Below are 12,075 nucleotides of genomic sequence, written 5' to 3'. Positions count from 1 at the left end.
TTCATCTCAACACATCCTAAATTAATATCCCTTTAAAGAAATTCAATATCCTTATTTAAACACCTTTAATTTCCCGAAAAATAAAAAAAGTCTGAAACGGATTAACCTTCGCTTCAGACTCTTACATTACTGTGCGTATACTTCATCTAATAAATGTAAAAACTCACCTTGTTTTCCAGCTAATTCAGGGCATTTTGCAATATCAACCCATTCGTAGCAAAATACTAATCCTTTATCTTCCTCACCAGCACTTACAATATGTTCCCAAGTATCCTTTACATCTGTTAGTAAAGTTACATGGAAAAAGTGGCGTTTTTCATACTCCTGTTTTTCTTTCATATGTATAATGTAATCTGCTAAAAAACGCTCTATGCATAAATGACGCAATCCGGATTCTTCCTGTACTTCACGCAATATAGCAGCTTCTAACGTTTCACCTTCATCAACCGTTCCCCCTGGCACTTGAATACCAGCTTCATGTATATCACGATGTTTAAAAACAAGTAATTGCATAACCCCCTCTTGTTCTCTTGTAATATATGCATGTACTTTTTTCTTATATAACATCGTCATTGTACGTCTCTCCCCTCAATTGTTCACTCTGTTACTTCTTCAAGTGTCAGTTGATTATCATACAAATATGTAGCTTGTGGATTTCCCACATACCTTACGTGCCATGGTTCATACCGATAGCCCGTAATCGTTTCTTTCGCTTTTGTGTATCGAACCACAAAACCAAATTTATGGGCATTTTCAGAAAGCCACTGACCTTCTTTCGTTTCCCCAAAAACTGTCTCTAACTGAAATTTAGCAGATTGAGACGTAATATCCATAGCTAGTCCAGTTTGATGCTCACTTGTGCCAGGAACCGCGCTAGACATTGCTGTTTTTGCTTCCCCGTCTTGTTTTTTATACATCGTATTTAATGCTTTTTGTCGATCAAAAGATCTAAATCCAGAAACTGCAAAAAGAAAAATACGCTCGTTGTCAGCCTGCTGAAACATATCCTCAAGCGCCCTCGCTGCCTCTTTTCTCATCTTTTTCTTTTCTTGATCCCCTTCACTAGAGTAGCGCACTTTCGGAATAACTAAATCTGGCGGTCTATACCCATCTGGTAAACGCCTACTTTTATTTACAAGTACAAGCATTGAATTCGGATTATTAATTACCGCAATATCCCCATCCATATTAGCAATCGTTTCTTTCGCTTTCGGAAATATGCTATTTACACTTACTTCCCGCGCCTGCTTATCCTTATACATTTTATAATTGATTCCTGCTACTCCAATAATAATTATTGCAGCTACAATACCAAGTAGTGCCCATCTTTTTTTCATATAACGACCTCTTATTTTAATAATTTGGCCATTTCATACTCATCGATGCCCTTTCCATCGATAATAAGAGCAGCTTTTTTGACACCTTCTTTCTCAAATCCAGCTTTTTTATATAGTGCCTGAGCTCTTGTATTGTGGGCCATTACTGTTAATTCTAAACGCCATACATCATGTAATTTTGCCCACTTCTCAACCTCTTTAAACAATCTCGTCCCAATACCTCGCCCGTTATACTCTTGTAAAATACCAATTACAATGGTTGCCACATGCCTCTTTCTTTGAATGTTATTTCCATTCACTAATATAAAACCTACTATCCTCTCATCTTCAACTGCTACAAATATTGTTGCATATTCATTTTCTATAAAGCGATGGATCATTTTTTCTTGTTGCTCAGCTGTAGTTTTTCTTTCTCCTGGTTCATATAACATAAACTTCGTTTCTTCATCTAATTGCTTACTTAATTGCAAAAATGATGATGCATCTTCTATTTCGATCTCCCTAATCACTTCAATCACCCTACCAGTTTCATCATAAAAAGTTTTCCTTATAAAAAGATTTTCTCTACTTTCCTGAAAATCCCTTTGTAAATCTCCTGCTATAAATTGACAAATTTCGATATTACTATAACAACGACAAATTATGTCTATTCTGTGACGTCTCATCATTACAAAGAAAAAACGCAAGCATTACACTTACGTTTTTTCAAAAATACTGTGAATTCCTCCTCATCAGGTGAGGTCTCTCACCAATTTAAATTTCACTTTATCCATTCACTTTTTCTGCCTGCCAAAAATATTCACCAAATGCTTTAGCAAGTGCATCAATTGATCGATTCAATTCTTCCTCTGTATTATCTACACCGCCAACTTCTATTAATATCGCTTGTCCTGATAGGTCTTGATTATAGATTCCATTTCCTGTCTGGAACCCTTTTTGAATGACCCCACGGCTCACTCCTGGATATTTCTTATTAATCGCCTCATGTAAAGCTGTCGCTAATTGTAAGTTTTTTTCATAGTTTTTATTTCCTTTCCCTACTACAAATGCAAGCTTTGCATATGATTTATCTCCAATTGTTTTTGTCGTTACATTCTTTCGGGCACTATCACGATGCAAATCAAAAAAGTATTGAAGATCTTTATTTCCAGCCATAGCTTGCTGCACAATTTCTCGTGACATTTTATACGAACTATTACTGTTTAAACCTTTACTTATTAACTTTTGACCAACATCACTCTTATCGTTAGTAGCCCCAATCCCTTCACCTTCTAGTTGTTCACGGAAACGATCTCCTAATATAGAAATATTCGACACAGAACTCGTTGCTTTATTCGGATTCGGGTCATTCGTTAAGTTAAGTAAAGGTAAATAAGATTCCCAGCTATGTGTATGATAAATAAACGCAACTTGTCTCTTCCCAGTCGTTTGGGACGGCTGTTTTTTCTCTTTATTCGTATCTTGTTTAGGTGCTTGTCCAGTTCCACTAGTCCGTTCCTTCACTACTTCTTCAAGAGGAACACTCGACTCTATCGGTAAGTTAGAATAATTTGTACCCTCACCCGCAATAACAATTTCTGTATCGTACTTACCAAATCCCGGGAGCTCTTTCCCGACAAAACTGCGTACATCATTAAAGCGAATATTTGTAGCCATAGAAAAGAGAAAAGAAGAAATTGAAAAATCTTGATTCAAATTTCGATACTCCTGTGTAAAATAATGATTCTCTTTTCCAAGTACATACATGTAACCATTCATCGATAACTCATTTAACCAATTATATAAATACGTTGACTTTGTCTCTTTCATAGAGGTTACCATCAGACTAATAAGAAAAAAAGTCGCTAGCACTGTAGTAATAACAAATAAAACTAACTTACGCATATTTGTAAACTTCATAAAAAAAAAGCCCCGATTCATACTATCACCTCTCTATTTCAAGTTATGTACAAGCCCTAGAGAATAGACCGTTAAAATTTCGGCTATATTGTTAATGAGGTGAAATGAATTGAAGCTATTAATAGGAATATTACCAATCGCTCTATCATTCATTTTTTATTTGTCCGCTAAGCAACCAAAAATCTCTATTGTGCTACATATTTCTGCGTACTTGGCACTATATGTACTTGGTACAATTATTTCCATTAATATATACGATGTTTTAATACAAGATTTAGTTTTCATGACGAGCATTCATGGAATTTTACTGAATCCATTTTTCCTTATTGCAGGAGCGTATATAGGAACATACACTTTGTACCTACTTTTGTCTCACATTATTATGAAAATAAAAAATGGAGCGTAATGAAATGCAACCACCATTTATCTGTCATACATGCAAAAAAAAAATTGTGAGAAAGAAAGACCTTATTACAGCCACATGGTACTTCCGCTTTTATTTATTTCACAGTGATTGTTTTAAACGACAGCAAGTGTTCATCTCACGATTTCTCCCTGTGAATACACTTTTCAATTTCTTTCTTATTATATATGGACTTATTTTTGGCAGTATTCTTATGATTACAGAACCATCTATTATTTGGCTGACTTTCTTTTTTCCTATTTTTTATCGGTTGCTTTCTTATTATTATGTTGAACGTTTTTTCTCTACATAACACGCAGACTGACCTCTCGGAATACTTAAACATTCCCACTCATTTTCTTTTAACATCTTCCCAATGTAAATAATCTGACCAATATGCAATGCATAATGAGAAATTTGCCTTTCAATTGCTTGCATGACAGTATGTGCTTCACCGCGAATGTATACCGTCTTCAATAAGTGTTCTGGCGTTAAAGTATTCATCGTATTAAAAACATATTTCCATCCTTCTTGCCAAGCTATAAGGGTTTCTTCTTTTGAATGATAGCATCCTTCAAATTCACCATCTCGATTACGATCTGTTTTTTCACCATCAGACGTTAAAAAATCCGTCCATCTAGAACGCATATTACCGTGCAGATGCTTAATAATAATCGCTATACTATTTGTTTCTTCATGAGAAGACCATTGTATTTGTTCATATGATAATTGAGAAAGTGCCCGTTCCCCTTGTTTCTTTGTTGCTTTAAAGTTCGAAATCGCACATTGCAAATATTCTCGTCCGATATCCATATTAGCCCCTACCTTCACCCTAGCTAATTTTTGTTCCATTTGGCAATTCCATATTAGGCTGAAGTAACACAACATCATCAGCTTCAGGAACACCACCAAGCACAAGCACTTCTGATTTGAATCCAGCTACACGCTTTGGTGGAAAGTTTACAACAGCAACGATTTGTTGACCGATTAAATCTTCTGGAATATACCTTTTCGTAATTTGAGCACTTGACTGCTTTATCCCGATTTCTCCAAAATCTATTGCTAGTTTAATCGCTGGTACTCTCGCTTCTTTAAATTCCTCTGCATGTATTACAGTTCCAATTCTCAAATCCAAATTTAAAAAATCTTCAAAATTAGCCATTTATCATTCCCCCCAATTATTACTTAGACAAAATACAAAAATCCCCTTCAAAAAAAGAAAGGTGCCTAAGCACCTTTCTTTTGTAATTCACTTGATTCATTTGATTTATAGAAGAAGAAACCGAGAATCCCGCCAATACATGATGGAATTAACCATCCGATTCCTTCGTTATATAACGGTAACATTTGTAGTACATTAGAAATCGCGTCAATTTTAATTTTCGCACTTTCTAAACCGTTAAAGAAACTAATTAACAATGCACCTAAAATAGCTCCAATATAAATTGTATTACGCTTCCCAATCCACTTATGGAAATACGAAAGTACGATTAATACAATTGCAACTGGATAAATGATCATTAACACAGGTAATGTTACTGCGATTAATTGTGTTAAACCTAGGTTAGATACAATTAAACTAAATACACATACCATTGTTACAATCGTTTTATGCGAAAGTTTTGGGAATAAGTTTGTAAAGAAACCTGCACACGCAGATGTTAACCCAACAGAAGTTGTTAAACAAGCGAGTATAATAACAAGCCCTAATAAAATTTTACCACTCGTCCCATATAGCTCATTTACAACATTCGTTAAAATAAGGCCACCGTTTTCTGAGATACCAAGTGATGTACTTGTTGAACCAAGATAAGCAAGTGATAAATAAATTAACGTTAAACCAAGTACAGCAATAATACCTGATACTACTGTTATTTTTGCAATTTGACTACTCTCTTTTATCCCTTTAGAGCGGATAACTTGTACAACGACAATTCCGAATACAAGCGCGCTAATTGCATCCATCGTTAAATATCCTTGAATAAATCCACCAAAGAAAGCATTTTCTTTGTAAGCAGCTAACGGCGCAGCTGGCTCTCCAATTGGATCAATAATTGCCTTTCCGACAATAACAGCGACAATTAATACTAATAATGGTGTAAGAAACTTTCCGAACCAATCCACTAATTTAGATGGATTTAATGATAAATACCACGTTATTCCGAAGAAAACTATCGTGAAAAGAAATAGCATGTACCACTCTGAAACCATTGCCTCTGATAAAAACGGCTTCATACCCATTTCAAACGAAACAGCTCCAGTACGAGGAATCGCGAAAAATGGTCCAATTGCTAAATAACTAATCAATGGGAAAATAAACGCAAATATAGGGTGGACTCTAGAAGATAACGCTTTCAAGTCCCCCTCTACAAACGCGACAGCTGTTACAGCTAGTAGGGGTAATCCGACTCCCGTTACAAGGAATCCTATTGTAGCAATCCAAACATTCTCTCCTGCTTGTTGACCTAAAACTGGCGGAAAAATTAAATTTCCTGCTCCTAAAAATAATGCAAATAGCATTAAACCAATTGCTACCGTATCACCTGGCCTTAAACGTCCCTTCATGCTCTTCATTTGCATAGCACTTTTTCATTGTTTATCTCTATATTTTACAATATGCTATGCATCCTCCTCTCTGCTCAAGATGATAAAATATGCCCCTTACAAAGCAGTGTCTTTCTCCATAATTTCTCCATTCCCCTTATTTTTACTCTAATCATTAATACAATTATTATTTTGAATTTTGATTTTTTTGAATTTTCAAATCATTAGAGTGTTATTACGTGGAGTGTAGATGTCAGACCTCTTTGTTTTTATCACACATATAGTAACATATTTAGTTGCAAAATAAAAACATATTTTCAAATTGATTTTTTTGAAAATCGAAATTATCTACATTTTTTATTCTCTTACACAAATATTGTTACAATCTCACCTATTATTCAATTGTTATTTTCAAATAACTTTATACACGTAACATACAAAAGCCATCTAATATATAATTAGATGGCTTTTGTATGCTACTCTATCGTTTCAACTTCACGTGGATTTTTCATCTCTTCCACATACACAACTCTAAATCCGTGATCTTCTAAATCTTTCAATAATGTCTCTAATTCACCGTCGTTAAACTCTTCTCCTAATGTAAACATAATTCTACGAACTAATAAGGCATCATTATCAAAAGTCATCAAACTTTGAATACCAGTGTATTTCTTTAAAACTGTCGATAATTTTTGGATTGCTCCATTATAGTCTTGCGTTCCAATCATGACAGAGTATTTACTAGAGTGAACGCCCCATGCATCCTCTAATAACTCAAAAACTTTTTTATGCGTTAAAATTCCAAGGAAAACCCCTTTTTCATCAACTACTGATAAATAAGGCAATTTTTTTATTGTAAAAAATACTTTAAAGAAAGATGAATCTTCTCTCACAAATCCTTCTTTATCGTTTAATAATTGTATTACACTCTCATCAAGTGATCCTTTATATTCTAAAATATCTACTTTATATATATTCCCTAAAAATTTCTCTTTTTTTTCATCTAAAACTGGTACACAACGATACCCCGTTTTATTTAAATGCTCTAACGCTTCCCCAATCGTAATCGAACTTGAGCACAGTAAAACTTCCCTTTTCGGCACGTAATTCCCTTTAATCCTCATAAAAAGCCTCCTTATGTTAAAATACTTTCTGTGCCATAACTATATTATATTTTCAGAAAAAAATAAATGATTTATTTTATTTTTCTGAAAATTATTCATTTTCTTGTCATAATTTATTCATGAATCCTTCACTTGTATATTTTTGCTATCAAATCTTCTCTCTGAATTACTAAATGAAAAATATATTGTAACTTCTTTCAAAAAAAGCTAAAATAAGAATAAGAATTTTCTGAATATTCTAAGAGTAGGTGGTTATATGTCCTTATTACGCTCACATATATGTAAATTTATAATTGGTGTTATTGTTATTTTTGCCATAAGTCCTATTCCAGCTCTTTTTATTACACACAATTACTCTTATCAAAATGGATTTATTAGCATTTTTCAAAACTTCGCACAGCTTTCTTCTATATCAATTCCAAAGGTTGATTGGATGCATGAATCTATCTTTTTCTCAGCAAACCAAATGATACATACTTCTAATCATTCAACACCATTATTCCCTTACATATGGGAAATATATTTTATATCGATTGTTCGTTTTACTTTTACCCTTGCGATCGGATTTTTCATAAGTTTGGGTATCGGCCATTTATTTTTCAAAGTACCTAACTCGTTTAAAAAGTTTACTACTGTATTGAAATGGATACCTTACTCTTTTTGCACTGTAGTATTACAATGTTCAGTCTTATTACTACTTCTATACATCGCACAATTTATAAACCTTCCTTACTACTCATCATTTATCATCGTATGTAGTACTTCCATGATTATCGTTATGCAAGCAGTAAAAAAATGGATTCCTTTCTTAAAAAACACAAATGAATATGAAATAAAACATGATTCTTTTCTTGTAGACACATTGTTTTTAGCGCTTACTTCAAATCATAAATCAATTTTAGGTTCCATTATTCTTTCATTCGTTTTTATGGAATGCGTTTTTCATGCAAATGGACTGTTACAATTTATCGTTCAATTTGGCGGAAATTCACCTATAATTGTTACAATCGGCTTATTACTACTCTATATCCCATATAGCATACTTTCTTTCCTTCAAACACTATGGACCACAAACTACTCCAAGCAACAGTCATACACTTTAACGAGAAGTGTTCCAAAACCTTAATTTAAAATAACCCTCTATAATCTAAAAGTAGGGGGTTATTCCTTTTGTATAGCGGACAAAATAACAGCAAATTCAAAAACTATTACAGAAACATACCAATATTTACCCTTTTCCTTTGACTATTCTTTTCATTTGGATTTATTATAAAAGTATAACATAATTGCAGGAGGTGACATCTTTATTCCAGACCTTGGAATGGAGAACACGCTTGGACATATTAAATATTTTTCTCATCTTTGTACTTATTCTTATTTCTGGCTTTTTCGTTGCATCAGAATTCGCTGTTGTAAAAGTACGAAAAAGTCGAATTGACCAACTTGCAAATGAAGGTAATAAACAAGCTTTAGCTGCAAGAAGCGTCCTATCTAATTTAGATGTTTATTTATCAGCTTGTCAGCTCGGAATTACAATCACTTCTTTAGGGCTTGGTTGGCTTGGTGAACCGACTGTGGAACATATACTACGACCGCTCTTTGAAAAAATTAATATTACTGGAACAATGGCTAACACTTTATCTTTTGTTATTGCTTTTAGTGTTATTACATTTTTCCACGTTGTATTAGGTGAATTAGTTCCAAAGTCTTTCGCAATTCAAAAAGCAGAAGCAATCACACTCAAATTTGCAAGACCGCTTATTTTATTTGATAAAATTATGTATCCATTCATTTGGCTACTCAATAGTACAGCTATATTTTTCACAAAACTACTCGGATTAGAACCTGCGAAGGAAAGTGAACTTGCTCATTCTGAAGAGGAATTGCGACTCATTTTAGGTGAAAGTTTTAAAAGCGGTGAAATAAACCAAACCGAATATAAATATGTAAATAACATTTTTGAATTTGATGATCGAGTTGCGAAAGAAATTATGGTTCCTCGTACCGAAATGATTTGCTTGTCTACTGAAAATACGTTAGAAGAAAATATGGATATCGTCGCTACTGAAAAATATACACGCTATCCAATCATTGAAAAAGATAAAGATGATATCATTGGGATGATCAATACGAAAGAAGTATTCCATGATCAAACGAAAGGTATTTATAAACCACTTGAATCTTATATACATCCTGTTCTAACTGTATTTGAAACAGTTCCAATTCGTAAAACGTTAGTCCACCTTCAAAAAAATCGCGTTCAGATGGCAATCGTTATGGATGAATATGGTGGTACTGCCGGACTTTTAACGATGGAAGATATTCTTGAAGAAATCATTGGAGAAATTCAAGATGAATTCGATGCTGATGAATCACCTATGATTGAAAAGCGTACACCTAAGCTTACTGTTTTAGATGGAAAGGTGCTTATTTCTGAAGTAAATGATATGTTTGGCCTACATATTGATGATAGTGATTTAGATACAATCGGAGGATGGCTTCTCTCTCAAGCAGTTGACTTAAATATTGAAGCTGGCTATTCCATTGAATACGCTGGTTTTCAATTTAAAGTATTAGAACTTGATGGACATCAAGTCAAAAAAGTTGCTGTACATAAACTAGATATTAAAAAGGAGCTATAAAGTGACTGTTTTATTAACAATTTGTATCATTGCCTGTTTCGTTGTTTCATTTCTCGCCTTTATTTATCCAATTATCCCTGGCATACTAGCTGTCTGGGCTGGATATTTGATTTACCATTTCGGTATAAATGGAGGCGAATTAACAACTTCTTTTTGGATTATTCAAGTCATTTTCACTCTTTTCATTTTCGTTGCTGATTTTATTGCAAATGGATATTTCTTAAAAAAATACGGTAGTTCTAAATGGGGTGAACGTGTCGGAATGATTTCTATCATTGTCGGCTCGTTCTTCTTCCCACCATTCGGACTTATTATCATACCGTTCTTATCAGTATTTATAACAGAACTAGTACATAAAAAATCGCCAAAAGATGCTTTTCTAGTTGGAGTCGCTACTGTAGTTGGTTTTTTAAGCAGTACAGTAGCGAAAGCAATTCTCCAAATCATTATGATTATCATCTTCTTGTGTTATATCATCTTTTAACCATCCCGACTTCGGGATGGTTTTTTAATATGCAATACCTACTCGACTATTTTCATATATATTTTTCTTACATAGATCCCATGCAAAGTGTGCTGTATCACCCACTGTAATTTTTGATCCACCCTCTGGCAATATATCTTTTTCAGTTCGATATACCTCTGTCGCCTCACCATCTATTAAATGTGTCGGACAAACAACTGTCCAACATAAATTATTACTATTACTTAGTACCTTATATGCAGCCAAATGATCTTCCGCTGCCGTTGTCGTTTTCCTTTTTGATTCCGTTGATTGAAAACGATATAAATTTAGATCTGTTCTTGCTTGTAAAATACCAGCTGTTCCTATTGTTATGATCCTACGAACCCCATCTTCTTCCATTTTCTTTATAATTTGTGGCATACTCTTCGCTAATGTTCCATTTTGATCCGTTCCAAGTGCACTAATTACTATATCACTTCCTTCTATCGCTTTCTTTATATCATTTTCGTTCAATACATTCCCTTCTATCACTCTTAACCTTTCATGTTGTATTTCTATTCTATTTAAATCACGCGCTAATGCAGTCACTTCAGCTGAATCCTTTAATGCTAAATTAATTATGTTTGAACCTACTCGTCCTGTTGCTCCCAATATACATACTTTCATTTGTTTTCCCCCTCTTTCATTCTCTTTCTATTTTTCAATAATCTCAGTCAATTTACAACAAAAAAACTTCCTCATATATAAGAGGAAGCTTTATTATTACTTTATTTCTTTTCTTTAGAATCAGTAGACTTCTCGGTTCCGCTTGTTTCTTTATCCTTTTTGTCCTCTTGTTGTGTTGTTGTGTCGTCTTCTTTCTTCTTGTCCTCACCTTTACTACAACCTACCATTAATAAAGAACTTGCAAGTGCCATAGCAGTTAATGATTTAACCCATTTGTTCATTTGCGTTTCCTCCTTGTGATAGAATATGTACAACCTCATATTACTCTCTATTTTTAAAGGAGAGATTGAAAAACAGTAAATATACGGTAAATTTTTGTAAATTTTCCGATAACAAAACCTAATTTTAATTTATATATTTCATTTCCAATCGATACACAATAAAACTAGTTTTTTCTCTCAATAGACGTAAAAAAAACTAAGGCGCATACCATTTCGCCTTAGTTTCTCATGCAAACTTTTCATTTTCATATAGATGTGTAATCTTATATTCCTTCTTCATAACATATTGCCACACACTATAAGCGTAACGGTTCATTTTCAGGAAACAATTTTCCAAAAATGAGCGAAACTCTGGGTTAGCAACTTCCACTGCAACTTGAGCAAACTTTAAAGCTAATCGTTTCAAATGCGCAATATAACTGGTTGCAATATGAATATCCCCTGTATATTTACTAACTGTTTCCTTTCCCATTTCATGCAAATCAAACTCCATTGTTTCACAGGTTATATGCTGCACATTCTCTCCTTCTTGAAAATTTACTTGTTCATTATATGCTTGTAACATATATGGTAAATGGTGCTGTAATAGATTTTTTAATTCTTCGTCTCTGACCTTTCCAGCATACTCTCCAACCTTGTATATTAGCATATAACTATATTTCATTAATTCTTTCATACAGTCCATTAAAGCGCCTCCCTTCTCTTTTGTCCAT

General features: G+C 33.7%; 16 protein-coding genes. 5 read left to right on the top strand and 11 right to left on the bottom strand.

Annotated elements, in window-relative coordinates; genetic code table 11:
- Positions 1-126 precede the first annotated feature (126 nt).
- The 4 genes from DN404_RS19140 to spoIIP all read right to left on the bottom strand — a co-directional run bounded on the left by DN404_RS19140 (position 127) and on the right by spoIIP (position 3,257).
- Positions 127-573 carry an NUDIX hydrolase gene (locus tag DN404_RS19140; protein ID WP_000178293.1) on the bottom strand — a complete coding sequence of 149 codons (447 nt, stop codon included), beginning with the start codon at positions 571-573 and terminating at the stop codon, positions 127-129.
- A 23-nt stretch (positions 574-596) separates the two neighbouring features.
- Positions 597-1,337, bottom strand: coding sequence for a M15 family metallopeptidase (locus tag DN404_RS19135; protein WP_000747647.1), 741 nt, complete (start codon positions 1,335-1,337; stop codon positions 597-599).
- An 11-nt stretch (positions 1,338-1,348) separates the two neighbouring features.
- Positions 1,349-1,846 (bottom strand): GNAT family N-acetyltransferase, encoded by a 498-nt coding sequence (locus tag DN404_RS19130; RefSeq protein WP_000617576.1) that lies wholly within the window; start codon positions 1,844-1,846, stop codon positions 1,349-1,351.
- 256 nt (positions 1,847-2,102) lie between these two features.
- On the bottom strand, positions 2,103-3,257 hold the full coding sequence (gene spoIIP, locus DN404_RS19125; RefSeq protein WP_001079278.1) for a stage II sporulation protein P: 1,155 nt from the start codon (positions 3,255-3,257) through the stop codon (positions 2,103-2,105).
- Between the two features lie 88 nt (positions 3,258-3,345).
- Here spoIIP and DN404_RS19120 point away from each other — a divergent pair, with 88 nt between their 5' ends.
- Together DN404_RS19120 and DN404_RS19115 are read left to right on the top strand one after the other, a co-directional pair.
- Positions 3,346-3,642 carry a hypothetical protein gene (locus DN404_RS19120; protein ID WP_000770738.1) on the top strand — a complete coding sequence of 99 codons (297 nt, stop codon included), beginning with the start codon at positions 3,346-3,348 and terminating at the stop codon, positions 3,640-3,642.
- Between the two features lie 4 nt (positions 3,643-3,646).
- Entirely contained in the window at positions 3,647-3,952 is a 306-nt protein-coding gene (locus DN404_RS19115; RefSeq protein WP_033686733.1) for a hypothetical protein, read from the top strand.
- Here DN404_RS19115 and DN404_RS19110 read toward each other — a convergent pair.
- The 4 genes from DN404_RS19110 to cbpA form a co-directional block, all read right to left on the bottom strand.
- Positions 3,925-4,491 (bottom strand): DUF1572 domain-containing protein, encoded by a 567-nt coding sequence (locus DN404_RS19110; protein ID WP_149215336.1) that lies wholly within the window; start codon positions 4,489-4,491, stop codon positions 3,925-3,927. The genes DN404_RS19115 and DN404_RS19110 overlap by 28 nt on opposite strands.
- Positions 4,472-4,801 carry a chaperone CsaA gene (gene csaA, locus DN404_RS19105; protein WP_001263013.1) on the bottom strand — a complete coding sequence of 110 codons (330 nt, stop codon included), beginning with the start codon at positions 4,799-4,801 and terminating at the stop codon, positions 4,472-4,474. The genes DN404_RS19110 and csaA overlap by 20 nt, the downstream gene beginning before the upstream one ends.
- Before the next feature lie 65 nt (positions 4,802-4,866).
- Entirely contained in the window at positions 4,867-6,204 is a 1,338-nt protein-coding gene (gene brnQ4, locus DN404_RS19100; protein ID WP_011110049.1) for a branched-chain amino acid transport system II carrier protein BrnQ4, read from the bottom strand.
- A gap of 455 nt (positions 6,205-6,659) precedes the next feature.
- Positions 6,660-7,307, bottom strand: a complete 648-nt coding sequence (gene cbpA / locus DN404_RS19095) for a cyclic di-AMP binding protein CbpA (protein WP_001220526.1) — start codon at positions 7,305-7,307, stop codon at positions 6,660-6,662.
- A 256-nt stretch (positions 7,308-7,563) separates the two neighbouring features.
- On the opposite strand from cbpA, the gene DN404_RS19090 reads away from it, so the two are divergent.
- The 3 genes from DN404_RS19090 (at position 7,564) to DN404_RS19080 (ending at position 10,433) form a co-directional block, all read left to right on the top strand.
- Positions 7,564-8,433 (top strand): hypothetical protein, encoded by an 870-nt coding sequence (locus DN404_RS19090; RefSeq protein ID WP_000055268.1) that lies wholly within the window; start codon positions 7,564-7,566, stop codon positions 8,431-8,433.
- A 208-nt stretch (positions 8,434-8,641) separates the two neighbouring features.
- Positions 8,642-9,949 (top strand): hemolysin family protein, encoded by a 1,308-nt coding sequence (locus DN404_RS19085; protein ID WP_000353738.1) that lies wholly within the window; start codon positions 8,642-8,644, stop codon positions 9,947-9,949.
- A 1-nt stretch (position 9,950) separates the two neighbouring features.
- On the top strand, positions 9,951-10,433 hold the full coding sequence (locus DN404_RS19080) for a DUF456 domain-containing protein (protein WP_000217339.1): 483 nt from the start codon (positions 9,951-9,953) through the stop codon (positions 10,431-10,433).
- A 24-nt stretch (positions 10,434-10,457) separates the two neighbouring features.
- Here DN404_RS19080 and DN404_RS19075 read toward each other — a convergent pair whose 3' ends face one another.
- From DN404_RS19075 to DN404_RS19065, 3 genes are all read right to left on the bottom strand, one after another.
- Positions 10,458-11,081 (bottom strand): NAD(P)-dependent oxidoreductase, encoded by a 624-nt coding sequence (locus tag DN404_RS19075; RefSeq protein WP_000861645.1) that lies wholly within the window; start codon positions 11,079-11,081, stop codon positions 10,458-10,460.
- Positions 11,082-11,182: 101 nt separating this feature from the next.
- A complete protein-coding gene (locus tag DN404_RS19070; RefSeq protein ID WP_001045960.1) occupies positions 11,183-11,362 on the bottom strand; it encodes a hypothetical protein in 180 nt (59 codons plus the stop codon).
- Positions 11,363-11,588: 226 nt separating this feature from the next.
- The gene (locus tag DN404_RS19065; RefSeq protein WP_000340527.1) at positions 11,589-12,047 is read right to left on the bottom strand and encodes a spore coat protein; all 459 of its coding nucleotides are present in this window, start codon (positions 12,045-12,047) and stop codon (positions 11,589-11,591) included.
- Positions 12,048-12,075: the final 28 nt, after the last annotated feature.

It is taken from the genome of Bacillus sp. TE8-1 (assembly GCF_008368855.1).
Lineage (GTDB): Bacteria > Bacillota > Bacilli > Bacillales > Bacillaceae_G > Bacillus_A > Bacillus_A cereus.
Note: the sequence above shows the minus strand (reverse complement) of the source record. Positions and strands in the feature narration are given on the sequence as shown.